The following is a 24,063-nucleotide window of genomic DNA, read 5'->3' as shown; positions in this document are numbered from 1 at the left end:
TTCACGATGATACCAAAGATCGTGCATACTTTCTGGTTCGGCAGGCGCCCCAAGCCATCGCGGATACAATCCTGTATCGACAGCCAGCACGCCCTGCTGCCCGAATACCGCCATATCGAATGGAACGAGGATAACTTTTCCTTGGACCAGTATCCAGCGGTCGCCGAGGCGGTAGCGAACGGACGCTGGGCGCATGTGTCCGATTATGCGCGACTGCGCGTACTGAGCGATTACGGCGGCATCTATTTCGATACAGACGTAGAGGTCCGGAAGTCGTTCGATCCGTTACTTAACGAGCGAGCTTTCCTGGGCTATATGTGGGACTGTAACCTCGGCACTGCGGTTATCGGTGCAGAGCCCGGACATCCGATCATCAAGGGCATTTTGGCAATATACGAGGACCCGGTATACCGGATCAACTTCAACGCCCCCAACAATGACATTTTCACCCGTTATTTCATCGATCATGTTCCGGACTTCAAACTGAATGGCCGCAACTGGCGGTCGGACATGGTCACGGTGTTCGAAAAATATACTTTCGAACATCCTCGCTTCATCAACGATAATGGATTTTCGGTCCATCACTTCGATCAGTCGTGGAAGGCCGGCGGTACCAAGAAGCAATTGATATCGCTGATAAAGAAAACGCTCGGAATCCGGCTATATCGAAAATACGTCACCGCCAAATCATTGCGTATCTCGCCGTTTCGGGATGAGTTTCATCCCGGTTGACTCCGAATTCGACGCCGAGCCTGCTCAGCCGATATCACGCCATTTCAAGGAAACAGGTTCCATCGATAACGAGATCGACCGCCGTGTCGCAGTGACGGCCATGCTTGGCAGCCTGCTACCGCTATCGTCATCTGCCGGAGCCGGCACGCAGACAGCGTCGCGAAGCGACCCCGCCCTGCTGGCGCGGCTGGCGAATGCCGTGATCGATACCGGGCCCATCCTACACGACGGCATCCTGTGGCAATATGTTCGGGGCGACCTCGCCAACCAGGTTAACGGCATCAATATCGTCGCATCGCAACGTTCATCGGATGCGCAAGGAGCATGGGTCCGCTTGGACGATCGCCTGCTCATAACGCACCGGTCCGACTCCGCGGCATTAGCAACCCCGCTGGCGCAACTGACCGATGCCCTGCCCCGTCGGCCCGAAGAGTTTGGCGCGGTTGGCGACGGCGTACACGACGATGCTCCTGCCATCCAGCAAGCACTCGATGCCGTTCAAAGCGCTTCCCTCGCGCATCAGGACGGTTTTACCCGACCCGGCGTGGTGATGCTCACTCAAGGCAAGCGCTATCGTTGCAATTCCACGCTGACCCTTGATCGTCGGTTTCATACCTTGCTGGGGTACGCCACGCTGGATTTCTCGAGCTGGTCGGGCGTTTATGTGCGGGTCGGTGGCACCAATACCGAGTTCGGCAACGCCAACGGCTTCAATGGAGCGATAGAGGGCACCATTCTGATCGTCGGTTCGGGTGGCGGCGGTAGCGTGGGCATCCTGTACGATTCGCCGCTAAAGGCCAGCGCCACGGCTATCCGCACAGTCGGCATCACGGTCTGCCGTTGCGAAGTGGCATTCCGGTTCGCGTCGCGTGGCTATAATCAGGAGTTGGTCAACTGTAAGGCGTTCGAATGCAACGTCGTCTTCGACTGGATTATCGCGGACGATAATGATGAGCGCATTACCGTACTGGGCGGCACCTTCTTCAATAGTGACTTGTTCCTGCGTCATCGGCGTGGCGCTGGTGGTTTCTACTGTTTCGGTGCGTCGATCGATTATACTCGGGCAATCGCGCGCATCGATGGTGGGAAGGTACATTTTTTTGGCGTACATCTTGAAAGTAACCGCTGGGACGATCGTCCGATAGACGTGCAGGGCGATGGCGGATTGTTGACGATGACGGGAGGCTGGCTGCTGCCGATGGGCAAGAGCGCAACGCTCACTCATCTCATCGGCGCCGGCGCTGGCAGCGCAGTAAAGCTCCGCGATGTCATCACGCATAATGGCAACAGCCTACAAACCCCCGATACCCGCACCCCGACCACTTGGGCGACTGGGGAAGGACGGTTTGAGATGCAGGGAACCGAACCTGCTTTCGAATATGGTGGCTTTCCCGCAAGGCTACACGATCGCCACAGCGTCCTTGCGGACCCCGGCTTTGACGAGGCGGATGTTCAGCTCAACCCCATCTGGCGAATTGCCGACGTCAACCCGATCCGCTCACGCGATGGCAGCGATGCGCCCGGTACGGGCAATACAGGGCACAATATGCGCTTCGCCCGCGTGACACAGGGACAGATGGAGGGGACCGGCTGCCTACGGATCGACAAGGCCTATGGCCCCGGATCGCCATCGGCAATGACAATCATCGCTATCCCGGTACGCTACGGGGACAAGGCTAGGGGCGGCCTACGCGTCCGCACCGCGCCCGACCGCCCAGGGCTTAGCCGCCGCGTCGCTGTACGGGGTGGGTTTGCTATCCTCGATGGCATGGATCAATACGGTGTCCCAGTATTGCGAAAATTCGTCACCCCTGGTGACCTTATTCTAGAGCCGCCCACCAAAGATTACGTCTTGGCAGCGCCCGGCAATGGCGCCGGTGATTTCAAGGCGCCTGGCTGGGCTACCCATTATCTGATACAGGTCGATCTGCATTTGGCGGATCAGGCGTCGTTCCTGATCGACGGCCGGTGGGCTGATCGCTGGTAGCCCAATCGGCTACCCGCCGTGGGAAGCGCGCTCGATTTGCTTGTTGCAGTTTTTCCCAGTAAGCGGCGCCAGGAACGAAGGGCACTTCCCCTGCCCCTCTCATGAGATGCCTTAGTGAACAGGACGATTTTCTCCAACGGTTTGTGGAACGTCCTGGGGGGAATGTCGAGCGCGATCGTCGCGGTGCTCGTTCCCCCTTTTTTGACGCGCCTCCTACCACCCGAAGCCTATGGTGCATGGGCGATCGCGCTACAGATTGGTACTTACGTCAATCTTTTCGGCATGGGCGTGCAGATCGCTGTCGGTCGATACGTAGCTTTTCATCACCAGCCCGAGGCGACCGCCGAACGCGATGCAATCGTAGCCTCGGCATTCTGGTGCATTCTGATCGCAGCAATCATAGGTATCCTTATCATTGGCTGCGTCGCATTGAATACTGATCGGCTGTTCCCGCAATTGTCGCCGGTATGGCGCGCTGATTCCGCTCTTGCTACTGGGCTGCTTGGTCTGTCGTTTGGCATCGGACTACTGGGATCCGTGTTTGGATCGGTATTCCTGGGTCTGCAGAAAAGCCATGTGCCGGCCATGACGCAGATGGTCGGCAGAGTCGCGCAGGCGATCCTATTGATCGCCGCTGCGCAGACCCGCAGTTTGACGATCATGGCGATCGCGCATCTAATCGGTTCGATCGGCATATGCTCTGTGCTGATCTATCTCTGGTCCACGCGGACGGCCAAGCCGACGATCGCACCAAAGCTGGTCAGCCGGAAGAGTCTGAAGGCGCTAGCTGACTTCTGCGTCACGCTGACGGTCTGGAACCTTGCAATGCTCTTGGTGTCCGGTTTGGATCTTATCATCATCAGCCGCTATGATTTCGGCTCGGTTCCCTATTACGCCGTCAGCCTGACGTTGGTCAGTTTCATCACCGGCACGCTCCAATCAATGGCAGGGGCGTTGCCGCCAGCTGCAGCGACGATGCAGTCGACCGGCGACCAGCGGCAGCTGCACGACCTGTTTTTACGCTCGACGAGCCTGATGGCCGTCGCCGCGCTCTTGGTATCTGCACCGCTCATGTTCCTAGGCCAAGGAATTCTGCACCTGTGGGTGGGAGAGGTCTATGCCGACAACGCGTATTACATATTGGCCCTGCTGGCCGTGGCCAATGTCATTCGTACCTGCCTATTACCCTATGGCATGATTGCGATTGGTACGGGGCAACAGCGGCGAATGCTCTATACTCCATTGATCGAGGGCGTGGTCAGTCTGGCGCTGAGCCTGTGGTGGGGTAGCCTGTTCGGAGCGATCGGAGTTGCCGCCGCCAAGATCGTCAGTGCTGGTATCGGCATTGCTCTCCTACTAGCACAGCACGCACTATCCTATACCATGCCGGACTTGCACCGCCGCGAGGTCGCCTTTGTCGGCATGGTCCGACCAGCGATATTCTGGCTGTTTCTAGGAGGCACGGTCCTGCTGCTTGGCCCGTTCGCGGAAAACATGGTCGCTTACTACCCGGCTATCGCCATAGCGATACTTGCCGCAGCTATCGCAATGGGATGGCGCGAGTTGGTAGCAGCGATCGACTATATCCGAAGCCGGAAAACGACCCATGCCTAATCCGATCAGACGCATTCTGACGTTCATGCGCTGGATGCCACCCTATAGATTTCTACGCCAGCGGAAAGGTGTTCGCGTCGGCCATCCCTATACTTGGGAGCATCTAGACCGGATCCAAGTTGGCGAACGCACCATCGTGCGCGAGCATAGTTGGCTGTGCCCGATTACCGAATGGAATGGCGCGCCGCTTTCACCCCGTATCGTAATTGGCCGCAACGTTTATATTGGTCGGTTCTGCTGCATCTCCGCAATTGAGCTGGTTGAAATCGGCGATGACTGCGTGTTAAGCGAACAAGTCTATCTAGCCGATGCTGTTCACGAGGTCGATCCACGCGCGGGCCATATTTTGACCCAACCCATGGCAAGCAAGGGCGCCGTACGGGTTGGTCGCGGCACATTCCTGGGCTATGGCAGCCGCGTGCTTACCGGAGTGACGCTTGGCGAGCATTGCGTCGTTGGTGCCAATAGCGTCGTTAACCGTTCCTTTCCAGCTTACAGCATGGTTGCTGGTGCCCCTGCGCGTCTCATCAAGGTATTTGACCATGCAACCGGGCAATGGGTGGCTGCGTAGCTGATGCCCTATCCCCTACCCTTTACGGCCCGGCTGCTGCAGATTGGCGACGCACTTCACTTTCGGCTGCGCCGCCTGTGGTCGATGCTTGTGCTGAGGCTGGTTTTTGGGCGCCTTGGCAAGGGCACCGTGTTGTTCCGACAAAACATGATCCGTTATCCCCATCTGATCCGAATTGGGTCGCGAACTATCGTTCGTCACGGCGGGCGGATGGAAATTATCCTGCATGGTCAAGACTGGGAGCCTGAACTGACGATCGGCAACGATGTGAACATCGAACAGAATGTGCACATCGTTTGCCATGATCGCATTAGCATCGGCGACAATGTCTCGATTACCGGCAATTGCGCGATCGTCGATGTCCTGCATCCCGTCGATGCGATCGAACACGGTTCAAAGATCGGCGACAGTATTGATCCTGCACGTAGTTTCGTCGAGATCGGCGCAGGCAGCTTTTTGGGCTATGGCACCATAGTTCTGCCCAATGTCCGTATAGGTCGCAACTGCGTGATCGGTGCCGGATCGGTTGTAACTCGTGACATACCGGACGACAGCATCGCATCCGGCGCGCCTGCTAAGGTGATACGATCCCGGACAATCTCCAAGATCAGGAACTGACGCATGCCCCGCATATCCCTCGTGACCGTAACCTATAACGGTGTGTCGGTCTGGCCTGAATTTTATGCCAGCCTTGCGGCGCAGGAAGGCGTCGACTGGCATCTGGTTGTTATCGATAACGACAGCCGTGATGCCACAGTCGAAATGGTCCGGGAAGCGAACGATCCGCGCATCACGCTCATAGTAAATGAAGATAATCTCGGTGTCGCTGCCGCGAACAACCAAGGCATTCGATGGGCAATGGACCATGAATTTGAGCATATAGTGCTCATCAACAATGATACCGCCTTTGATTCAGGGATGTTGCGTCAATTGTCAGCGACCGCGCAGACGACCGACGCAGGCGCGGTATCGGCATTGATTCCCTATTACGACCGCCCCGATCTTTCATGGTACTCGGCGGGGCATTTCAGTGCCTTGCGTGGAATGCAAAGTCTGCATGACGGTTCCGAAAAGCCGATCGGGGCATTGAGCGAACCTTATAAGACGGATTATGCGCCGACGTGCTGCGTCCTGTTTAAGGCTGAAGTGTTCCGCAAGATCGGCCTGATGGACGAAACCTATTTCGTCTATTGGGACGACGTGGATTTCCTATGGCGAATGAAGAAGGCGAGAATCGGTATCGTCGTGGATCCGCGTGCCGTCATGCTGCACAAGGTCAGCGTATCGACCGGCGGTCGGTTGTCCGACTTCAGCATCCGCTATGGCCATCGCAATCAGATTTTCTTTGCTCGAAAGTTTTTCGGCGGCCTCTATGCCGCCTATGTGACGGCGTACACCACCCTGGTCGGAGTGGCACGAATGGTCCTGGTGGGCGATACCTGGCATAATTTTCGCGTCCGCATGAAGGCGGTGGGCGAAGGTTGGCAGATGAAGAAGATTTAGAAACGGAGTTTTCTGTGAAGGTTCTTATAACGGGTGGGGCAGGTTTTATCGGGCGGCGCACCGCAGCCGCACTTGCCGCAGGTGGTGATACCGTCACTATCCTCGATTCATTTTCGCCACAGATTCACGGGGACCCAACCGGTCACGATGCACTGAAAGCGGAACTAGCCCAGCATGCCGACGTCATCGTAGGCGATGTACGCGACGCCGCGCTTCTCAAGGAGTTAGCGCCCGGACATGATGCAGTTCTCCACCTCGCCGCGGAAACCGGCACCGGGCAGTCGATGTACGACATGATCCGCTATAACGACGTGAACGTGACCGGCACCGCTGCGCTGCTCGAAGCCGTAACGGCGGCAGGATCTAAGATCGGGAAGGTCGTGGTCGCATCGTCCCGCTCGATCTATGGCGAGGGTGCCTATCATTGTGCGCAGCACGGTATCGTTCACCCTGGCGATCGTTCACCTGCAGTAATGGACGCTGGCTCGTTCGATCCGACCTGCCCGATCTGCGGCGAAGCAATCACCGTGGCATCGACGTCGGAGCAGGCGCCGCTGACGCCCGCCTCGGTCTATGCCGTTACTAAACTGGCTCAAGAGCATCTGGTTTTAGCTGTCGCCAAAGCGCACGGCTTCGCGGGCTATGCTCTGCGTTACCAAAATGTGTTCGGTGCCGGTCAGTCGCTAAGCAATCCCTATACCGGCATCCTCTCCATCTTCTCGCGCGAAATGCTGTTCGGCCGTCCGATCGAGATCTTCGAGGATGGCCTGGAAAGTCGGGACTTCGTGCATGTCGACGATGTCGTCAAAGCCAATTGCGCCGCGCTGCTGCCCACCAATGGCGGCGTGCACTCGATTAACGTTGGAACCGGGATAGGTATTTCGGTTAACACGGTCGCCGCAGAACTTGCGCGCCTGCTAGATTACAAGGGAGAAATCCGAATTTCCGGCCGGTATCGTGCCGGCGATATCCGCCACAACATTGCCGATGTCCGCCTTCTCCAAGATACGCTTAATCTTGAATGCACAATTGACTTTAAAACTGGCCTTGAAAAGTTTGTTGCCTGGGCTCGTGAAGAACTGATCCGCGGCAGTGATAATGGGGGTGCCTATATTCATTCTCTGGCCGAACTTGCAGAGCGCGGCCTCATGAAGGGAGGCTGATTATACAGCGCTATACGGTGGCAGCTGTTAAACACTCTTCTTCCAACACTGCTTGCATCTCTGCGGGTATGGCGCAGAGATGCTCTGATCAGCCTGCATCGTAACCAGCGGCTGTGGAATAGTGCGAGCATTCTTGGGACGATAGAGGCCGATGATGCATCCGATGGCATCCCAAAGGCCGTGCATGGTCCGCTCGGCCGCTTTTCGGCATGCATTCGGTGAGCGCCCTCTAGTTTAGTGCGACTGATACTACGCGGCTTGCGCGACCGCTTTGGCGTGCTGCTGCCGAGCTTTCCACTCCCACGGCAATAGCTCGTGAAATCGTGTCTGCGGATAGTCGGAGATCTGCGCGATGGCGTCGCGGAGCCAGGCATGCATGCATGTCGACGTCATTTAGGCGGCAGGTCTGGATCAGCGTATACATGCGGCCGCACGGTCAGAGCCGCAGAATGTCCAGTTCCGGCGCTTGACGGCAACGGTTCTCACCCGGCGTTCGGCCGCATTGTTGGTCATGCAGATCCTGCCGTCGGACACGAAGCGGGCGAAGCTGTTCCAGCGTGCCAGCATGAAGTTGATGGCCTTGGCTAGATCGCCCTTGCGCGACAGGCGCCCATATTGCTGGCGCAGGAACTGCTCGAGCTCAACAACGAGCCAGGCGACATGGACTTGTCGCAAGCTGTCGCTGCGGATGGGCTCCTGAGCGGTCGCGGGTGTAGCAATAGCAGACGGCGGGCGGTTCGGTGCCGCCAAAGGGGCGGCCGTCGCGAACGGACGCCCAGATTTTGCCCGTTATGGTCTTGCCGGCTGCAATGACTGGCACGGTCGTATCGCCATGATGGATGCGCTCGCCGGCGAGGATGTGCGCCTCAATGAGATCGACCGGGCCGCGCAGCAGGACGATGCCGTGGCCGACATAGTCGGCAAGCGTCGACACGCTGATGCTCATGCCTTCGGTGGCACAGGTCTCGCTTTGACGGCTAAGCGGCTGATGCAGGCCAAACTTATTGAACCGGACCATCGCCAGTAGGTTGGGGCCAGCCGATGCACGCGGAATGGGGTGGAAGGGCGCTGGCGGCTGCGTGATGGTCACAGGCCTTGCAATTCACACCTAGATGTCCTTGCTAAGCTCAACCGCGTTGGCGTGATCGTAACCCGCAGCGTGGCCGCCCTCCGCTATCTCGGGTCGTTCGCCCGATTCTATGCGTTTGGCTAAGTCGCGGTGAAGGATGGTCAGCTCGGGTTGAACGGCGTTACCTGTGACGGCCTCTAGCCTGTTTTCCAAGGCGTCGAACAGGTCAATTGCGCCGGCCAATTCAGGCTCGGCGTAAAGTGCGGCGCTTTCTCCAGCCCTCCATAAGTCAGCGAGTTCCTGGGATCGTTCAAAGCAGGTCGCTGCCGATCGATCCGTCGCTCGTGTCGTGGTGGGCCGCGCAGGCGGCACCGCTCCACGCTCCTCAATCTTGGCTCGCGTGATCGCGGCAAGACGATACCGAAGGACGCGGGTCTGTGGGGTGTCAGTTGGCGATGGCATCTGCTGCTTCTGAAGAAGCGTGATGAGATCGGCCGCGCTGGCGGAGGCGACCGTGTTCCGCCAGTCGACCAAGGCGCGGTCGGTTGAAATAAGGTCGGCTGGCTGGGCGAGGATGAATCGCTCCAACATAGGATTGTCTTCTATATGGACTGGCAACGGTAGAGGCTGGCCCAAGACTGCCGCACGGGTGAAGCTAATTAGCTCGCCTGTTGTCGCGAAATCGGCGCTTTGCTTCCTGCGGCTCTCGCAGATGGCCGCGGTCACCTGCTCCGCGATACCCTCCAGCCCAGAGGCGATGCCAGCCGTGTGTCTCTGACCTGTGGCGGAAACCTCGTGGATCCGAGCGACCTCCCGATGGAGCGCGCTGATCGCGGCGCCGTGGTGATCGGACTGATCCACAATCTTGTCCAGAACCGGTGCAAGCAACCTGAGCCATCTATGCGTGGCGGCGTCACCCTCGACAGTACTGGAGAGGATTGCTTCCTGGAAAGGCAGGAGGTTCGCGATCGGCGCCATACCGATGTCGATCACGTCGAGGCGACGTTGCATCTCTAGTTGCGCTTCCTCCACGCGCGCGTTGCTCCTTGCGAGCGCTGCGACCTCGATCTCCGCGCGATGCTCGCGCAGCGTAGTCGCGCGAGCAGAATAGTCGGCGAAGTCGTCGGTTCGGCAACCGATCTGGTCGGCGAGCAGCGACAGCATGGCGGCAGGCACCGCCTCACCCGGCAGCAGCGCACGCCCCGGATGGCGCAGGTAGCAGAGCTGCACCGCATAGCCGAGCCGGTTCGGTCCGCGCCGGCGCCGCGACACCTGACCGAGGTCTTAGGGGCCGAGCGTATAGAGCCGTTCGATCGTAGCTCGGTCGGCAGGCGGATCGAAGATCGCGCTGCGCTGCGCGGGCGACAACATGGTCCTGGACGGCATCGGCTGCCTGTTCGTCACGCAACAGGGAAGCAGCCCTGTTCACGGAGCGTAGACCACAATACGGGTTATGTGACATTATGGCGATCAATTGACGGGCAATGCCGCTCCGTCACGCAGACGGACGTATATGTGACAACGCAGATCGGTTACGCGCGGGTGTCCAAGGCGGACGGCAGCTAGGTCCACGACCTTCAGAGCGATGCCCTGATCGCGGCCGGCGTCGATCCCGAGCAGCCAAACCGATGAGGTGCCCGACCTCGTCCAGGAAACCTTCGCCCGGCTGATCGCTGCCAAAGCGAGCGAAACATGTCGGCGTCCAGCTGCTTATCTGCAGCGCATGGCGCGTAACCTGCTGATCGATCAATCGCGGCGCCCGCACACACGCCTCGCGCGGTTCCACGTCTCGATCGACCACCAGTGCGAAGTCACCGGGCAGCCTGAACAAGGCCACGCGATCGAAGCCGACGACGCACTGCGTATGTACGGTCAGGTGCTGGCCGCCCTGCCCGACCGAACCCGGCATGTCTTCACTCTTCATCGGGTAGACGGGCTCGGCTACAAGGCCATCGGCGAACGGTTGGGGATCAGCGTGCCGACTGTGCAATCCCCGCTTCGGTACGACAGGCACGGATCGGACCGGCAAAACAATCTATATCCCGCCCCCCGTGCGCACTGTACAGCCCGAAGATCGTTCCGGACCCGTCGGCGGGCCGGTCAGCAATCCCCTTTCTAGCATTCAGACGCCCCCTTCCGGGGGGTGCTAACATCGCCCTTTAGGTTTTGGTGAGTCGAAGACAGCTAACGACTTAGCCCCCCCCTTAATTTTGGCATCGCGACGACGGATCTGAGAAGCCAATCCGCTGACACAGGGTACTTCGCGCGCCTAGGCAAGCGTGACGATAAGATTAGCCAGCGGCCGGAAGTACGCGCCCTTGCCTCTTCCACGTCCTCGACACCAGAGCGGTCGCGACACAGATTTACCCAGTACCAGGCAACCCTGGAAGATGAAGGACCTCGCAGCGGCCAGCGAAGCCCAGCGAGCGGCATGATACGCAATTTGTCGAGCTGTCGAGTACGCATCAGATAGAGGCCGCGGATTGACGGCTCGTGGAGCCGGTCTGGTACGTTAGTCCTTGTCGAGAAAGGCCTCGAAACCTTCTTCGGCCAGCGCGCTTTGGAAGGCTGCATCAGCGTCGCGATCGGTTTCGAACTTGGCGTCCCAGACGATCGAGGTGTTGTGATCGTTGACCACTTCGAGAGACTACCCTCGCTCGGTAGCTAGACGGACGATGTGGACTTCCAGTCGCCGGCTGCCTTGCTCGATCGACCGGTTCAGCGAAGATTCGATCACTTCGGGTTCAGGTTGGGAATCAGTCATCAGTTAGCCTCTTACACGAGCGGTGTTTTGCGAAGACTATCTATTCCCAGGGCAACAGCTCGTGAAGCCGGGACTGCGGCAGATCAGCGATGCGGGCAAGTACATCGGTAAGCCATGTGAGCGGATCGACGCCATTGAGCCTGGCGGTGCCGATCAGGCTGTACATCATCGCAGCGCGCTTACCGCCGCGATCCGAGCCGACGAACAACCAGGCTTTCCTGCCCCGCGCTATGCTGCGCAGCTCTCGCTCGTCCGCGATCCGCGCCGACCGCTCGATCAACGCCGGGTCGACGCGATGAAGTGGCTGCATGGTTCGAGCTATCGTACTCGTCGCCGGAGTAACCTTCGCCTTTGCCGAAGCCATCCGCGGTTCGGTCCGCGTCTGCGGACTTGACGCTGACGTTGTCGACGGGCTCGGGTGTGTTGCGCTCGGTCATCGGAATCCCCTTTTGTCCGGCAAGCTTAACGCACAAGCCGACACCCCGGGCGCGGATCCATCATCCGGCCAACAACCACTTCCTCGCTTCCGCGGGCTCCCCGCTGAAGTATTGAACGTCTCGGCGTCCTGCAGCTCGCTCGACCTGCATTCGTGCAAGCGTCTGGCTCGTGACGATCGCAATGCGCTTGGATTTGGTCGCGTGGTTGTTCAGGACCCGCTGGAACCCGCCGATCGCCTCTTGGGACTGGATCAGCATCTCACGCATGTCGACCAAGGTGAGGTGCTGGTTCGGACCGCACTGGAGCTCGCGATGAGCGATGTCGCGCGCCTGTTCGAACGCGTCGATGTCAGGCTGGGCGAAGAAGCCGCCTATGATGATTGTCACCAGGTTGCGTGTCGGGTCGGCGGTTATCGTGAAGCGTGGGGCCATTTCAGTTTAATATTAAGTGAGCGTTACCAAAGCGTTGCACCAACGCCTCGCACTTACAAAAGTTTGGTTCCGCCGGGCTCCACAGCGGTCGGATGTTGGCAGGAACTAACAATAGCTGACACGCAGGATGGGATTGAGACGATGGCGCGGGCGGGCAGGACAAGTACGAATGAGCGCCGCTCGGAAGACCGTGCAGTTCGGGGCTGACATTATCGCGATGAAGGAGCGGTTGTTCTAACTATTGACAGGTGTTGCCCTCTCGCAGGAAGCCCGGCGAGAGGGCGGATCGGCTACTTCTTTTCAGCAACGCCAGCACTCACTGCGACTGGCGCGGCGGGGGCAACGATCATCGGTGCCGAGGCCGGAACCACAGCAACCGATATGTCCTCGTCAACGAATGCGTTCACCGGTGCACCGAGCGGAATTTCGGCGCTGGTGCCGGTCATGAAGAAGCCAGCGATCGGGAGCAGGCCAGCGGCACCGACAACGCCAGCCGTGTCCGTTGTGCCCTTATCATCCAGCGAGCCTGTCATGCGAATCTGTCGACCGTTGGCGCGGACGTAAAGAACGCGAGCGTTGATACGGCCCGACTTGCCTCACATTCCCTTGTTACGGACCTCGGTGATCTCCCCGACGGCAGGGCTGCCTGCAGGAATGACCACGTTGCCATCGATGGTCACGTTCTCGGCCGTCTCAAGCTGAAAGCGCTGTCCGACCTTGAGCTTCTTGCCCTTGGTCGACAGCACCTCTGACATCTTGAGCGGGACCGACGTGCCGGCGCGGAGCGTGCCGGTCGTGGTCGCAGCGACTGCGGCCGGAGCGGTCTGCGCGTGAACGACAGGCGCAGCGAACGTGAGCGCGCAAGCCAGCGCGCCAATAGCGATTTTCATTGGTATCCCCTCTGAGTCGGCCTCCCCAGGCCGAGTGCAAGCAACGTGTTGGGATTAGCTCCGGAGGTCAATCGGATAGAACATCCATAATGAGTGTTTGTGAGAGGTAGACGCGATCATCTCGCAAACTACGCAAATGACCAGTTGTTAGAGCCGCGCCTGCGAGGGTTGCGGCTCTTGCTATATGTGGAGGTCTAGATGGCTGCTCCGCATTTGCGGCTCACCACTGGCGACCATGTCGAGGCTATCGGCATGCGCGTGCTGCGTATCGCCGAGGACATGGCCTCAGGGTCACGCCACCAGGGCCGCAGCGAGCGCCTGATCAAGCAGGCGGAGCAGGCGGCGACCGACCTGCGCGCCGCGGTGCGGGGTCGCTGACCTCACCGAGTATTCAAACCGTAAGGGCTAACCCTCTGATCCTGCTCGGTTTTCAAGCACGATTGTTGCGCACCGATGCACGATCACGAAACGGCCGAGGTGGCTCCTTTGGGTCCTTCCGGGCATTTCGGGTAATACGGGGGGCAAAGGCGTGAACGAACCCCAGCTACAACTTGCCAAAGGGGTCCGCACTTAGAATGTCCGCACCCTCCGATACTGTCAGCATTCGCGAGTTCTCCCGCCTTGATGGGTGCAGCGATACACTGGACCGGCGCGCGATAAGTGAAGGAAAACTGCGGGTTTCGGGCAACGGCAAGCTTGATCGCTCGCTTGCCGGAACTGGCTGGCGCCGCACCAATCGGCGCGCTGCGGAGGGTGCGGACAGTAGTGCGGACACCGCGCAAATGTCCGCACCTACTGTCCGCACTCCGAAACGCGGCGCGAAAGTGTCCGCACCCGCGGACCAGGCGCCTGATCCGCTCCACCTCGATGACGAGGACTTCATCGCTGAGGTGCTCGCCGGCAGGTTCGCCCTCACCGGCGAAGCCGAGCGGGTAAAGTAAAACGGTCTCGCTGCTCGCAGGCTCCTAGCCGCCCGGCGCGAAGCTGGCGACGTTGTGGATCTAGAAGTTGCCGAGACTGTCTTGTTCAACATGGCGCGGTCGCCGCGTGATGCCTGGCTCAACTGGCCGTCGCGCGTCTTGCCGCTGATCGCCGCCTCCTTAAAGATCGCCGTCGAGCCGCTGCTGGAGGTGCTGAACGAGCATGTCCAGCAGCACCTCGCCTCCTTCGGCAAGCCGGAAGCCGACTTCGCAAACGCAGAGTAAGGACGAACGGCTAGAACGATCGTGGCGGCGAGGGATCACCCCGCCGCGACGCATCAGCGTCCCCGAGTGGGCCGATCGCTTCCGCAAGCTGGCGCCTGAAGCCGGCTCGACGTCAGGCGATTGGTCGACACGGACCGTAGAGATTGCACGCGGGCCTACCGTCCATTTCGGATGGCGACGCTCGTCGCTGGCACCAGCCCATGATGGATGGGCTTCGGCGCCATGCGCTTTGTCCTCGTCCTCGCGAAATCGATTGCGGGCCAGCTTTCGGCGGCCAAGGTCGAGTGACGTAACGGCCCGCCCCCAGGGTCAGCCAAGAGCGGGCCGGCCATTCACTTTCCGGGTCGTGGCTGAGCATAAACGCCAAAGCAGCAGAGAGGTTCACCGGTAACGGCCCGCCCTGATAGCCAAGAGAGATACAGGACGGGCCGACTAGGGCCGGAGGACAGCCTTCGCCCATGGTTTATGGGTACTGGGAAAGAGAGCCGCAAGTTAGGCGCAGCGGCCAGCCTATCCGGAAAACTGCTGAGAAAAACGGATAGGCTGGCCGCCTCGGTAGCCCGCGTATCGAGCCTCGCAACGGATCAGCGTGGGAGCAAACCGCGCTGCGGGTAAACAGGTACGTAAACCTGTCCATTCCAGACGCAAAAAAATTTGAGCTTTAACGGCCCGCCTCAAGCGCCGTGTGAACGCGAGACGGGCCGGCCGGAGCTTTGGAGCAAACCCCAGCGAAGCCTGAACCGCTCGCCGAGAATATCGCCTCACCTTGGAAGGAATATACATGACGATGGCTAATGAGCCGGCGTGGCTTTGCCATGCCCGGTCCCTTAGTCCCAACATTCGAACATTTCCGGCGGCCGATATCGTAATTTCGATAATGGCTGACCGGGGGGGCGTGCGATGACCCGGCAACTGATGAGCTCATACCCTCACCTCCGGGTCACAGCCGTGACTACGGGTCAGCGTGGACGACGCACCGCTTGCCGCAATCTACCTCCTATTGGATCGCAGTCACGGTGAGCCCGACTTGCGCAGGGCAATCTAGAATGACAGCAATACTGACGGGTTCTAGCAAATGATCCGACGACGAGTCGAACCGCACCCTGCGGGAGCCAGATCCCAAACGTAAGAACGGAGTTGAAAAATGCACCGTAGAAACCGTTTTGCAGTACTTTCAGCAGTTGCGTTAATTTTCGCGGGAGGTGCGCCAGTTTCCGCACAAACCTACTCCTGCGGAACAGACGGCACGGAGTACGCTCTTGCCGCCGGTCCCGTAGGTTCCGAAGCATATGAGAATGCGCTCGAGCAGTATCGCGCATACTGTAGCGAATATGGCGGTGGTGGCGGTGGCAACTACGGCGGCGGCGGCGGCGGCGGTAGTGGCGGCGGTGGTGGTATTGGTCTGGGAGACCTATGCACCCAACACCAGTGCGTCAGTCCTCAATAAAGTACTATGACGCATCAGCTGCCAGGTCTGGTGGTCGAATGCTAACGAGCTGACATCTGAAGGCTCACTCGGGGGCTCGCTCATCGGCCGAGCCCCTGGAGCAACTGACCGCGCGGAAGGAGGCGGATGCGGCGATGGCTAAATCGAGGCCATCGCCGGTACGTCAACTATCTAATGCACCGCGGCAGGGAGGCGTTTTGGGAATGCTCTACCTGCCGCGACACCCCGTAGGTAACGGGAATTAGAGAAGGTGCAACCACTCATTCGTCACCACTTCGTTCAACGGCGGTGCTTGAATCAGGTTGATCGAGATCACCACCTTTTTTGGGGCAATCTACCTGTCCCGTTAACTTTCCAAACCCAAAACGGTTGAATGCTTTTCCCCCACAATTTCGATCTCATCGAGCTTGAGTCGGGCCGTCGGCGTCATGTCGTATTGGCGTCTCGAGCTATGACCGTGCCGCTCATCGAGATGCACTTGAACCTCGCGGCGTACTACGAGGAAAGCTTCAATGTGCTGTCTGGATTGGCTACGACCCGAGGCGAAGCTACCGATGCCGTCACGCGCATAGCCTGTAATAATGTGTCTGCTCTTGCCGTGCCGCAGAAGCCATGCTGCGAAACGCGGAGAGTGCGCCCCTGATCGGCAAGCGGATGAAGGAAGACGACGCGACTGCGGTCTTCCAGGCGATGTACGGTAGCGGGGCCTATATCCCGATCCGGTTCGGAGGCGGTTTACCTACCCTGCCGGACCCGGTCCCTGATGTTGCGAAGCCCGCCCCTCCCCGCCAGATGCGGCCGGCGCAGCGACCGGTGTACGAGCCCTACGCGTTCTATCCTGATCCCCACGGGCCAGAGTGGGATGCATAACCAAGCTCGATCCGTAGCGGACATATTCGAACAAACGGCTATCTTAGTCGTTCGACGTGCGTGGCAGGCAATGCCGCACTCCTGGAGAAGCTTTATGAACATCAAATTTTTGACGATGGCCACGGCTGGCTTGGCAATGATCGCCGCCCCTGTCGCAGCAAGCGCAGCCCCTGCGAATTCCGCATCGAGCCTCTCGGTTTCGAAGCCGGTTCGTGCCGGCACGGCAGCAAACGCCAAGAGCAAGCTGGCCGAAGGTTCGAGCATCGTTCCGCTCGTGATCGGCGCAGGTGTCATCGCCGGTGTCGCCTACCTCATAATCGATCATGAGGACAAAGACGACAACTCCGACAGCAACTAAAACAGGAGGTCCGGTGCTGCGGCATCGGACCTTACCGACTCATGACTCTCTATCCTGATGAGGAAGGGCTGGAGTTCGTGGCTCGGCCTGTTCGCGGCTTGGCCTAATGTCGCCTGCTACCCTTGGCCGCTAACGACACTCTCCCATCCGGTACTGACGCCAGTATCTATTCCACCGTACAGCCGCTCCGGAGGCGACCGCCGCACATGAAAGCGATCGGCCGTCGGGCAGCATGCATCGCGCGACGACACGACTGTAGCTCTTGCCGGTCGCCTCGCATCGCAACGTCCTGCTCAGCACAAGCCGTTCGACGATTTGTTGGCTGCGCTTGGCGGCGGCATTGTCGCACCGATAGTTCATCCGACGCGAATCTGCAGACCGGCAGGGCGAAGCATTTTCGAAGTCCGGCGCCTGCACCCCCGCGATCCGAACCTTGATGCCGTTCGAGCACCACAGGGGGCCGTCGCCATCGTGAACGCGCGTTACGGTACAAGCAAACGTAGTGGGAGCCGCGGCAAGAAGCACGATCAGCATTTGGCGAGATGCTCGAGGAAATTCGTTAGTTCGAGCCTGCGGCTCTCCTCATCCGCGAACTGGTGATCTACCCCTAGCGCCCAAAGAGCAGTTGTTCGGCCCGCGTCACCCTGCAGCACATCGAGTTGGTCGGCTCGGCGTTCGACATCTCCTACGGTCTCCGCCAGCCCAGCATCGACAATGTCTGATGCTTGGCGACGTAACGCTACCGCAATTTCACCTGGGGCCAGTTCTGGATGATACTGGACGCCCCAGAAAACTCCGCCATCATGCCGTATCTCGACGGCCTGCACATGGCTTACCGCGTTGCTTGCCAGCAGCGTTGCGTTAGCTGGCAGTGTCTCTACCTCATCGCCGTGGATCGCGGGAGCATCCCAGCAAAGACCCCGCCCGCTCAGTAAGGGGTGATGGCGGCCTTCGTCGGTAGGGGTAATCCGGCGCGAGATGCCCGCCTCCATTCGTTTCATCTTGCGGACAGTCCCTCCCGCGGCAGCGACTGCGAGTTGCAACCCGGCACACGAGCCGAACGATGGTGTTCCGGAGGCGAAGACGCTTGTCATGAAGGCCAACTGCCGGCGGACCTCGGCGCTATTGTCATAGACGTGCAGAGGGGCGCCGGTGACGAAGACGGCGTCGTATTGAGCCAAATCAGATGGCATGAGCGACGCCGCATCGGCGTCAGCTGGTGCAACGATCGTGACGTCAGCTTCAGGCCGCAATTGGCTGAGTGTGGCCGCGTAGGTTTCGCCTGAGCTTTTGCCGGCGTGCTTGCGCCGCTCATCACGTTCGGTTGCCGTTTCACTCTCGGCGACTAGGAATTTAGGCAAACGAAGTCCTTTTGCGGCGGGCCGGGGGAATAGCGGCTCGTCATTCGCTAACGATCTCGATGACCATATGGCACAACTCGGAACGATCATCTGCCTCGCGTCGTACTAGTGCTGATGCTCTACGACACTTGCCCTTGAAACGGTCCACGCCCGCTGTAACGCCAGACGGAAGGTACATCGTCGTCCGCGGACGCCTGTGGCGGCGAGCAAACCCGCACCTGCCCGATGACGAGCGTACGGCACTCGTTACGCAACTGATGAACGCGCGACGGGCGGTACGCGCAGCACTGGCATCCCCTAATGACCCAGCCTTGGCAGAAGCGCGCGCCAGCGTGAACGCTGCGAAAATCGGCTTAGGCGAACGCGGACCGGTGTGGTGGGACGATGACGTCGACCTGAACCGGCACCTGGCTCGCAACACGTCCTATGCCGAATGGTATGACACTCTCGTTTTCAGACATGATCAAAGCGCCGCGATGCGATGTAAAAAAGGGGGGTGCGTGCCGGTAAATTGTGACGCGCTAACGCGTTCCGACAAATAAGGCCTTCCCTCGGTAACTCCACACGGTACAGATCGAGAAGATGTCGGGACCGCGCTAAAAACATTGGATAAACTGCTGACCCTTAATCAGCGGGTCCTTGGTTCGAGCCCAAGTGCGTCCACCATCCTCCACTTTGAATACAAACGATTTTCTCGGTGGCGGAGCTTTGTTCTCCCGCCATGTTCCGACACGGTCTTCCGGCAATTTTGCCTGGAAGCTAAGCTTCAACCTCATGTCCGAGGCGTAATTTTGGCCATGTCATCAGAGCCATCGATGCACCCTATGGCTTTGCCCCGCCCTACCAATGCTAGCGGGACCGGCTTTCAGACGTGTTCGAGCAGGTTCCCCGCCGTCCCCACAAAGCGGAACTGGGCCGGCCTTTGTTGAGCAAGCCTTTCCGTGGCTCCGTTTTGATACCACGGTGATATCACTTTCTGCTTGCAATGCTGACAGTGCTGTCACTATATGCTTGCATGAAGGGCAGGCATTCCAAGACGCTCAAAGCGGTTTTTAAGAACCCAGTGTCAGGAACAATCAACTGGGACGACATTGAGTCCTTGCTGAAGGCTGCCGGGTGCAACGTAATCGAAGGCGACGGATCGCGCGTCCGGTTTGAGCGAGATGGCGTAATAGCCAGTTTCCACAGGCCGCACCCCGCCAAGGAGGCGAAGTTTTACCAAGTCCGTGACGCTCGTGACTATTTGACTAAGCTAGGAGTTGGGCCATGACCGACATTGTGTCTTATAAAGGCTTTTCGGCACGTATCGAGTTTGATGCCGATGACGGCATTCTTGTTGGCAGGATCGCCGGCATAAACGATGTAATCGGTTTTCACGCAGATGATTTGCGTGGCATCGTACCTGCGTTTCATGAGGCAGTTGACGATTATATCACTACATGTAAGCAAATCGGCAAGGAGCCTGAGCGGTCTTATTCTGGCAAAATAATGCTGCGTGTATCGCCCGAGCTTCATGCCAAGATTGCACTTAAAGCTGAGTTGACTGGAAGAAGCCTCAACCAGATCGGTGAGCAAGCACTCATGGCGGTTGCCGAATAAGAAGTTCGCGACACCTACTACAGGTGATGTATATAACGCGAGTAAGCCACGCTAGCCGCGCATAGCCAGTAACCTCGTCAGATCTCGCACGCTGGGGTAAATGCTGTTGGTACAAACTAGCTGCGCGAGGCCTAGGGCAACGCCGTTTCTACGGGGTAACTAAGTCAAGCAGGTGAGCTCGCCGTGCTGCGCCAATGCGCCGGGCCTTTTCAGCATTCGCCTTGTTATATATCCGAGTAACAGCCAGCGTCTTATGCCCTGAAACCGCTCGCACGTCGTCCTCACCCGCGTCGCCGATCTCCGTGATCCCCATGTCAAAACCCGGTAAACGTCATATCCTTGGGTAGGCCGGCTTCCACGCAGATTTGGCGATGGATCGACGACTTGCGCTGTTCCCTGTATTTTTCCCCGCTGCGCTCCTCAAGCACGATCATCTCGGCGTCAGCGGTGACCATCGTACGCGACCGAGCAAGCTCCTCTTCCAGTTCGGGATATAGCGACACCGTCTCTGGCTTCCCGTCTTTACCGGTCACGACGATCGACAGCGGCAACGTGACCGGGTTACCGGTCTTGGACTGCGCCAAGCTGATCTCTTCGCCTGGCCGATACCCTGCCCACTCGATGCCACGCCGCTCGACACCGTCCGGATCCCCAAATCCGAACGCGTCCCAGACGCGCTGACAGCATTCAAAGCACAGCGCGACGGCAGTCGCCATTGACTGGAAGCCCAGCTTACGCGTTGTCTCGCGGTAGAGGTTGTACTCTGCCCTGCTGGTCTCGCGATTGCCCTTAGCGGCCGTGCTGGACAGGCCCATGCCTTTGAACGGGTTCTCCTTCACACTGGTGACCGGTGATGACGAGCTGCCCAAGTCTAGAAGAGCCGGCAGACCTGCATGGCGTACGACGCCTGAGGGCCGCGCATGCAGAAGCGGACAGTCCCGCGCCGTTCCCACTCGCGTAGCTGAGCTTCAGCGACACCGGTGTAGGCGAGCGCCAACTCCCTATTCATTGCAACAGGCCAGTCAGGCAGCCGTTCTAGTGCAAGGCCCATCAGCTGCCGCTCCAGAGGGTTGGGGAGGTATAGGATGACGGCCGGGAGCCCGCAGACCGAAGTCGCGCGTTCAAACCCCTCCAGCAAAGGAGCAGACCATGACCGACGGCAATCCTACCGACCCGAGCGCAGCTGACTTCAAGGAAACGGCCAAGAAGAGCACCGAAGCCGGGATCGCCGATGAAAGCGCGGCGTACGAGCAGGCGATCGAAAGCGACGACGAGGACAACGACCAGGTCGCCGAGGGCAAATGGAAGTCGACCGACGACGGCAGCGGCACCAGCGAAACCGACTGAACGCGAAGACGCCGGCACGGTGCGTGAAAGCCTGACACCCGCACCGTGTCGGCCGGGCCGAAAAGTTGCCCACCAAGCTGATACAACCAAATCGAATCCATACTGCCCAGTATCAATATGGTTTCCCCGGCGGCGTGCTATGAATGCCGGGTCGAAAGAAAATAAGGGGGACATGCCATGAACATTCCTTGGAATGAACTGGCAACGCTGGTCCGTATCACGGACCGGTCTAACGGCGCGGAAGCTGACAGACAGATCCTGTTTGAGGGTCCGCTGTACCGCGTGATCGCGAAAGTTGCTGGTACCCCTAAAGATGGGCGCCGCGGCTTCTCGGTTTCGCTACCCGATCGCCGAGTCCGGCCGCACACGTTCGACGGGCATGCCCTTCTGGCTCTGATTGCGGATCCAACCCGTCCGCTATGAGGCGACGCCGCATCTCGCCTGTAAGAGCGGCACAGGGCAAGTTCGCCTGCCGGAGCTGATCGATGGATCGTCATGCAGCAACTTTGCGGAACGGCGTCACGGTAGTGTCGATCTCTTCGCCCTACCCTACTCGATCCCAACCATCAGGGCCGCCACCGGGGCCCGCCCAGCGCCCGCAATCGCGAGACGCGAAACGCGAGGGTCTCAGGAAAATAGCTTCCCTGCATCCCTGCGAGGCGGACAGCGACCTGCTCGATGCCAAGCGGCTGGCCGAGCGGTACGAGGACGAGGCGTTCGTCGGGATCAAGGATCTAGCGTGCGTGGCCAAGTTCACGATCGACAAGCGCGATCGCATTCTGGCCGAGTGGCCGCGCATCGTCCGGTTCGCCGCGGTCGAGTTCGCCGAGAAGCGCAACATGGCGTGCATCGCCGTACTGCACGTCCCTGCCCGCAGCGGCGTCCGGCGTGATGCGCATGTCCACCTGGTGGCGCCCGCTAGGGAGCTGGGGCCGGATGGGTACGGCGCCTTCCTGAGGCCGTTCGCCACGGACGCTGGCGGGCCGGAGATCGCGCGGGCTTGGGCCGCTCGGATGAAATAACACCTGTCCTTAACCCTTAGACTTGATGAAGATGTGTTCATGTCGCGAATCGCGTCAAAGGAGATGACTGATGACTGACGTGACGACGACGGCTGACAGCAACAGCAGACTGGCGCACCTGTTGAAGAGCTGGATGGTATCGCCCAAGACGATCGGCAATCGTACCTTTCGCGGCAGCTGCGTCGTCGCCGAGGTCATGCACGTCACCTATCAGCAGCAGTCGACGACGTTCGGCCGCACGGCTGGCGTCTTCGGTTTGAGCAAGGACGGCGACGGGTTCGTCACCGGGGGCGGCGGTTTCGTCGATACCGTGCACAAGGGCGTCGTGACGGCCGTCTTCCGGGATCAGGACGGCGCCGAGCAGACGCTGGAGCTGCCGGCTGGCGTCGCCGCGCGTGAAGGCGCAGTGACTCGCCTGGACATGATCGATTCGAAAGTGATCTCGGCAACGAACATCTCCGGCAAGGGCCGCTTGATCCGTGTCCTCGACGCCACGAGCTTCATCGACATGCCGCAAATCGGAAGGTTCGAGATCGCGCTCGCCATCATCGGAACGTTGATGGTCGTCATCGGCCTGCAGAAGGTCGACCTGTCGGTCGCATTTTGGGGATTGGTCGCCATAGGCGTAGGAGCTTTCAAGATCTGGCGCATCGCCAAGGCGAAGCGGGAACGACAAGAGCTTGAGGGATACATGGGTGAGGTCTGCGCTTAACGACGTGGGTCCAGCTTCTGGCTGGCTCGTACCGGACTGACAAACGCATAGGCTGGCGCTGGCCATCCACGCTCGCATCGGTAAAAATAGCCGATGAGATACTTCGACAATATGGTGACCAATGATCCGGCCGAGCCCCAGCTCGACATGTGGCTGGTCGATAAGTAGAGGCTCGGTCTAGACCCGTACCGGACTGGGCGCGGATGCCCCCGCCCCAATCCGCTGATCGATCTCTCACGATAATCGACATGCTCACCGATTCCAGCACAACCCTATCCAGTCGGAACCTCAGTCTAGAGGTGAGTAAATCTTACTGTAAGCACCATAGCTGTTCTTGGATATCACGAGGTTATAGAGATATGTTTCGCTTCCTCATCTCATCACAAGTTATCTGAAAAAGCGGGCTATCCGCTTGGGACTTAAATATATCGGCTAGATCGAGCAGGTCTTCATCTTGGAGCCCCGTAATCGATGCTTCAATTCGAGCAAGACGGATTGCCACACGAAAGCCTTCCTCGGCCCGCCGTTTAGTACGTATTTTTAACATGCCTGCTATTAACATGAACCAAGCAAGAATGGCAAAGTCCTAGGTGTTTGATCCCACGGTTTAAGGTGCGATCCTTTCGTTAGAATGGAAGGAAGCAGTATGGGACAGGTACGTCACGGGAGCGCCACGACCACGCACGCCGTCCGACCAGCAATACAGCGATCGCAAGCTTCGCTCTCGACGCTGAGCCGGGAGCTTGGGATCAACCCGAAGACGGTGGCGAAGTGGCGTAAGCGGGTCGCCCACGCAAATGACCGCTCGACGACCCAACTTCGCGGCACGGTAGCGGTTTGACGAGTAGCGGCATGAGGCCATTAACGTCGAGATCGAGGCGATCGGACCAGACATAATCGCCGTCCTTCCGCACAGCAGCTCGGAAGTGGGAGCAGGTCGCGTACATATCGATCAAACTGGCCAACAGTAATGGATACGC

At 59.2% G+C, this 24,063-nt stretch carries 26 protein-coding genes, 1 tRNA gene and 3 pseudogenes; 20 read left to right on the top strand and 10 right to left on the bottom strand.

The genetic code is table 11. From position 1 onward, the window contains the following. Positions 1 to 6: 6 nt before the first annotated feature. From IFT67_RS19520 to IFT67_RS19490, 7 genes are all read left to right on the top strand, one after another. Positions 7 to 732, top strand: a complete 726-nt coding sequence (locus IFT67_RS19520; RefSeq protein WP_192239758.1) for a glycosyltransferase family 32 protein — start codon at positions 7 to 9, stop codon at positions 730 to 732. Further along, on the top strand, positions 713 to 2,719 hold the full coding sequence (locus tag IFT67_RS19515; RefSeq protein WP_192239757.1) for a glycoside hydrolase family protein: 2,007 nt from the start codon (positions 713 to 715) through the stop codon (positions 2,717 to 2,719). The genes IFT67_RS19520 and IFT67_RS19515 overlap by 20 nt, the downstream gene beginning before the upstream one ends. Before the next feature lie 114 nt (positions 2,720 to 2,833). After that, positions 2,834 to 4,333: an MATE family efflux transporter gene (locus IFT67_RS19510; protein WP_192239756.1), complete on the top strand. Its 1,500-nt coding sequence runs from the start codon at positions 2,834 to 2,836 to the stop codon at positions 4,331 to 4,333. Further along, positions 4,326 to 4,904 (top strand): acyltransferase, encoded by a 579-nt coding sequence (locus IFT67_RS19505; protein ID WP_192239755.1) that lies wholly within the window; start codon positions 4,326 to 4,328, stop codon positions 4,902 to 4,904. Before IFT67_RS19510 ends, IFT67_RS19505 begins: the two co-directional genes overlap by 8 nt. A gap of 3 nt (positions 4,905 to 4,907) precedes the next feature. Then, positions 4,908 to 5,522: an acyltransferase gene (locus IFT67_RS19500; RefSeq protein WP_192239754.1), complete on the top strand. Its 615-nt coding sequence runs from the start codon at positions 4,908 to 4,910 to the stop codon at positions 5,520 to 5,522. Between the two features lie 3 nt (positions 5,523 to 5,525). Then, the gene (locus tag IFT67_RS19495; RefSeq protein ID WP_192239753.1) at positions 5,526 to 6,407 is read left to right on the top strand and encodes a glycosyltransferase family 2 protein; all 882 of its coding nucleotides are present in this window, start codon (positions 5,526 to 5,528) and stop codon (positions 6,405 to 6,407) included. Continuing rightward, positions 6,386 to 7,570: an NAD-dependent epimerase/dehydratase family protein gene (locus IFT67_RS19490; RefSeq protein WP_192239752.1), complete on the top strand. Its 1,185-nt coding sequence runs from the start codon at positions 6,386 to 6,388 to the stop codon at positions 7,568 to 7,570. Before IFT67_RS19495 ends, IFT67_RS19490 begins: the two co-directional genes overlap by 22 nt. A gap of 411 nt (positions 7,571 to 7,981) precedes the next feature. On the opposite strand, the gene IFT67_RS19485 is transcribed toward IFT67_RS19490, so the two are convergent. From IFT67_RS19485 to IFT67_RS20970, 3 genes and pseudogenes are all read right to left on the bottom strand, one after another. Next, a complete protein-coding gene (locus IFT67_RS19485; RefSeq protein ID WP_244647594.1) occupies positions 7,982 to 8,320 on the bottom strand; it encodes an IS66 family transposase in 339 nt (112 codons plus the stop codon). Beyond that, positions 8,211 to 8,588 carry an IS66 family transposase gene (locus tag IFT67_RS21035; protein ID WP_446740830.1) on the bottom strand — a complete coding sequence of 126 codons (378 nt, stop codon included), beginning with the start codon at positions 8,586 to 8,588 and terminating at the stop codon, positions 8,211 to 8,213. Before IFT67_RS21035 ends, IFT67_RS19485 begins: the two co-directional genes overlap by 110 nt. 1,077 nt (positions 8,589 to 9,665) lie before the next feature. After that, positions 9,666 to 10,025, bottom strand: a pseudogene (locus IFT67_RS20970) (DUF4158 domain-containing protein); the annotation flags it as partial. 223 nt (positions 10,026 to 10,248) lie between these two features. Here IFT67_RS20970 and IFT67_RS19470 point away from each other — a divergent pair. After that, complete coding sequence (locus tag IFT67_RS19470) at positions 10,249 to 10,758, top strand: RNA polymerase sigma factor (RefSeq protein WP_342450655.1); 510 nt, start codon at positions 10,249 to 10,251, stop codon at positions 10,756 to 10,758. A 393-nt stretch (positions 10,759 to 11,151) separates the two neighbouring features. Here the strand turns inward: IFT67_RS19470 and IFT67_RS20905 are convergent, their stop codons facing one another. The 5 genes and pseudogenes from IFT67_RS20905 to IFT67_RS20790 all read right to left on the bottom strand — a co-directional run bounded on the left by IFT67_RS20905 (position 11,152) and on the right by IFT67_RS20790 (position 13,162). Then, positions 11,152 to 11,277: a hypothetical protein gene (locus tag IFT67_RS20905; protein ID WP_274599187.1), complete on the bottom strand. Its 126-nt coding sequence runs from the start codon at positions 11,275 to 11,277 to the stop codon at positions 11,152 to 11,154. A 166-nt stretch (positions 11,278 to 11,443) separates the two neighbouring features. After that, a pseudogene (locus tag IFT67_RS19460) lies at positions 11,444 to 11,659 on the bottom strand (transposase domain-containing protein); the annotation flags it as partial. A 241-nt stretch (positions 11,660 to 11,900) separates the two neighbouring features. Further along, positions 11,901 to 12,272 carry a SpoIIAA family protein gene (locus IFT67_RS19455; protein ID WP_192239748.1) on the bottom strand — a complete coding sequence of 124 codons (372 nt, stop codon included), beginning with the start codon at positions 12,270 to 12,272 and terminating at the stop codon, positions 11,901 to 11,903. Between the two features lie 290 nt (positions 12,273 to 12,562). Continuing rightward, the gene (locus IFT67_RS20795; RefSeq protein WP_244647589.1) at positions 12,563 to 12,805 is read right to left on the bottom strand and encodes a hypothetical protein; all 243 of its coding nucleotides are present in this window, start codon (positions 12,803 to 12,805) and stop codon (positions 12,563 to 12,565) included. Positions 12,806 to 12,868: 63 nt separating this feature from the next. Further along, on the bottom strand, positions 12,869 to 13,162 hold the full coding sequence (locus tag IFT67_RS20790) for a hypothetical protein (protein WP_244647588.1): 294 nt from the start codon (positions 13,160 to 13,162) through the stop codon (positions 12,869 to 12,871). A 198-nt stretch (positions 13,163 to 13,360) separates the two neighbouring features. Here IFT67_RS20790 and IFT67_RS19445 point away from each other — a divergent pair, with 198 nt between their 5' ends. The 5 genes from IFT67_RS19445 to IFT67_RS19425 all read left to right on the top strand — a co-directional run bounded on the left by IFT67_RS19445 (position 13,361) and on the right by IFT67_RS19425 (position 17,042). Next, positions 13,361 to 13,540, top strand: a complete 180-nt coding sequence (locus IFT67_RS19445; RefSeq protein WP_192239747.1) for a hypothetical protein — start codon at positions 13,361 to 13,363, stop codon at positions 13,538 to 13,540. Between the two features lie 197 nt (positions 13,541 to 13,737). Beyond that, positions 13,738 to 14,103 carry a hypothetical protein gene (locus tag IFT67_RS20490; protein ID WP_206757946.1) on the top strand — a complete coding sequence of 122 codons (366 nt, stop codon included), beginning with the start codon at positions 13,738 to 13,740 and terminating at the stop codon, positions 14,101 to 14,103. 54 nt (positions 14,104 to 14,157) lie between these two features. After that, positions 14,158 to 14,367 carry a hypothetical protein gene (locus IFT67_RS19435; protein WP_192239745.1) on the top strand — a complete coding sequence of 70 codons (210 nt, stop codon included), beginning with the start codon at positions 14,158 to 14,160 and terminating at the stop codon, positions 14,365 to 14,367. A gap of 2,059 nt (positions 14,368 to 16,426) precedes the next feature. Continuing rightward, the gene (locus tag IFT67_RS19430) at positions 16,427 to 16,684 is read left to right on the top strand and encodes a hypothetical protein (RefSeq protein WP_192239744.1); all 258 of its coding nucleotides are present in this window, start codon (positions 16,427 to 16,429) and stop codon (positions 16,682 to 16,684) included. A gap of 94 nt (positions 16,685 to 16,778) precedes the next feature. After that, positions 16,779 to 17,042 (top strand): hypothetical protein, encoded by a 264-nt coding sequence (locus IFT67_RS19425; RefSeq protein ID WP_192239743.1) that lies wholly within the window; start codon positions 16,779 to 16,781, stop codon positions 17,040 to 17,042. 527 nt (positions 17,043 to 17,569) lie between these two features. Here IFT67_RS19425 and IFT67_RS19420 read toward each other — a convergent pair. Beyond that, positions 17,570 to 18,403: a type 1 glutamine amidotransferase gene (locus tag IFT67_RS19420; RefSeq protein ID WP_192239742.1), complete on the bottom strand. Its 834-nt coding sequence runs from the start codon at positions 18,401 to 18,403 to the stop codon at positions 17,570 to 17,572. A gap of 588 nt (positions 18,404 to 18,991) precedes the next feature. On the opposite strand from IFT67_RS19420, the gene IFT67_RS19415 reads away from it, so the two are divergent. The 3 genes from IFT67_RS19415 to IFT67_RS19405 all read left to right on the top strand — a co-directional run bounded on the left by IFT67_RS19415 (position 18,992) and on the right by IFT67_RS19405 (position 20,002). Beyond that, a tRNA-OTHER gene (locus IFT67_RS19415) sits at positions 18,992 to 19,069 on the top strand. A gap of 319 nt (positions 19,070 to 19,388) precedes the next feature. Beyond that, positions 19,389 to 19,673, top strand: a complete 285-nt coding sequence (locus IFT67_RS21030) for a type II toxin-antitoxin system HicA family toxin (protein WP_197983174.1) — start codon at positions 19,389 to 19,391, stop codon at positions 19,671 to 19,673. Beyond that, a complete protein-coding gene (locus IFT67_RS19405) occupies positions 19,670 to 20,002 on the top strand; it encodes a type II toxin-antitoxin system HicB family antitoxin (RefSeq protein ID WP_192239741.1) in 333 nt (110 codons plus the stop codon). The genes IFT67_RS21030 and IFT67_RS19405 overlap by 4 nt, the downstream gene beginning before the upstream one ends. Before the next feature lie 314 nt (positions 20,003 to 20,316). Here IFT67_RS19405 and IFT67_RS19400 read toward each other — a convergent pair whose 3' ends face one another. Next, positions 20,317 to 20,841 (bottom strand): hypothetical protein, encoded by a 525-nt coding sequence (locus IFT67_RS19400; protein WP_192239740.1) that lies wholly within the window; start codon positions 20,839 to 20,841, stop codon positions 20,317 to 20,319. Positions 20,842 to 21,151: 310 nt separating this feature from the next. On the opposite strand from IFT67_RS19400, the gene IFT67_RS19395 reads away from it, so the two are divergent. From IFT67_RS19395 to IFT67_RS19380, 4 genes and pseudogenes are all read left to right on the top strand, one after another. Then, positions 21,152 to 21,349, top strand: coding sequence for a hypothetical protein (locus IFT67_RS19395; RefSeq protein ID WP_192239739.1), 198 nt, complete (start codon positions 21,152 to 21,154; stop codon positions 21,347 to 21,349). Between the two features lie 485 nt (positions 21,350 to 21,834). Continuing rightward, complete coding sequence (locus IFT67_RS19390) at positions 21,835 to 22,371, top strand: hypothetical protein (RefSeq protein WP_192239738.1); 537 nt, start codon at positions 21,835 to 21,837, stop codon at positions 22,369 to 22,371. A gap of 70 nt (positions 22,372 to 22,441) precedes the next feature. Further along, on the top strand, positions 22,442 to 23,083 hold the full coding sequence (locus IFT67_RS19385; RefSeq protein ID WP_192239737.1) for a hypothetical protein: 642 nt from the start codon (positions 22,442 to 22,444) through the stop codon (positions 23,081 to 23,083). A gap of 646 nt (positions 23,084 to 23,729) precedes the next feature. Beyond that, positions 23,730 to 23,867: pseudogene (locus tag IFT67_RS19380) on the top strand (IS481 family transposase); the annotation flags it as partial. Between the last annotated feature and the right edge of the window lie 196 nt (positions 23,868 to 24,063).

The organism is Sphingomonas sp. CFBP 13728, from assembly GCF_014841895.1.
In the GTDB taxonomy this organism is placed as follows: domain Bacteria; phylum Pseudomonadota; class Alphaproteobacteria; order Sphingomonadales; family Sphingomonadaceae; genus Sphingomonas.
The sequence above is the reverse complement of the archived record's forward strand: the minus strand, read 5'-3'. Positions and strand labels throughout refer to the sequence as shown.

What these genes read in the sequence shown, in the direction of transcription:
- IFT67_RS19515 (WP_192239757.1), top strand. Translation starts at nt 713, where the DNA reads ATGAGTTTCATCCCGGTTGACTCCGAATTCGACGCCGAGCCTGCTCAG.
- IFT67_RS21035 (WP_446740830.1), bottom strand. Translation starts at nt 8,588, where the DNA reads ATGGTCCGGTTCAATAAGTTTGGCCTGCATCAGCCGCTTAGCCGTCAA.
- IFT67_RS19390 (WP_192239738.1), top strand. Translation starts at nt 21,835, where the DNA reads ATGGATCGTCATGCAGCAACTTTGCGGAACGGCGTCACGGTAGTGTCG.
- IFT67_RS19455 (WP_192239748.1), bottom strand. Translation starts at nt 12,272, where the DNA reads ATGGCCCCACGCTTCACGATAACCGCCGACCCGACACGCAACCTGGTG.
- IFT67_RS19395 (WP_192239739.1), top strand. Translation starts at nt 21,152, where the DNA reads ATGACCGACGGCAATCCTACCGACCCGAGCGCAGCTGACTTCAAGGAA.
- IFT67_RS19495 (WP_192239753.1), top strand. Translation starts at nt 5,526, where the DNA reads ATGCCCCGCATATCCCTCGTGACCGTAACCTATAACGGTGTGTCGGTC.
- IFT67_RS20795 (WP_244647589.1), bottom strand. Translation starts at nt 12,805, where the DNA reads ATGACAGGCTCGCTGGATGATAAGGGCACAACGGACACGGCTGGCGTT.
- IFT67_RS19520 (WP_192239758.1), top strand. Translation starts at nt 7, where the DNA reads ATGATACCAAAGATCGTGCATACTTTCTGGTTCGGCAGGCGCCCCAAG.
- IFT67_RS19425 (WP_192239743.1), top strand. Translation starts at nt 16,779, where the DNA reads ATGAACATCAAATTTTTGACGATGGCCACGGCTGGCTTGGCAATGATC.
- IFT67_RS19405 (WP_192239741.1), top strand. Translation starts at nt 19,670, where the DNA reads ATGACCGACATTGTGTCTTATAAAGGCTTTTCGGCACGTATCGAGTTT.
- IFT67_RS19430 (WP_192239744.1), top strand. Translation starts at nt 16,427, where the DNA reads ATGCTGCGAAACGCGGAGAGTGCGCCCCTGATCGGCAAGCGGATGAAG.
- IFT67_RS19500 (WP_192239754.1), top strand. Translation starts at nt 4,908, where the DNA reads ATGCCCTATCCCCTACCCTTTACGGCCCGGCTGCTGCAGATTGGCGAC.
- IFT67_RS19445 (WP_192239747.1), top strand. Translation starts at nt 13,361, where the DNA reads ATGGCTGCTCCGCATTTGCGGCTCACCACTGGCGACCATGTCGAGGCT.
- IFT67_RS19505 (WP_192239755.1), top strand. Translation starts at nt 4,326, where the DNA reads ATGCCTAATCCGATCAGACGCATTCTGACGTTCATGCGCTGGATGCCA.
- IFT67_RS20490 (WP_206757946.1), top strand. Translation starts at nt 13,738, where the DNA reads ATGTCCGCACCCTCCGATACTGTCAGCATTCGCGAGTTCTCCCGCCTT.
- IFT67_RS21030 (WP_197983174.1), top strand. Translation starts at nt 19,389, where the DNA reads ATGCTGACAGTGCTGTCACTATATGCTTGCATGAAGGGCAGGCATTCC.
- IFT67_RS20790 (WP_244647588.1), bottom strand. Translation starts at nt 13,162, where the DNA reads ATGAAAATCGCTATTGGCGCGCTGGCTTGCGCGCTCACGTTCGCTGCG.
- IFT67_RS19385 (WP_192239737.1), top strand. Translation starts at nt 22,442, where the DNA reads ATGACTGACGTGACGACGACGGCTGACAGCAACAGCAGACTGGCGCAC.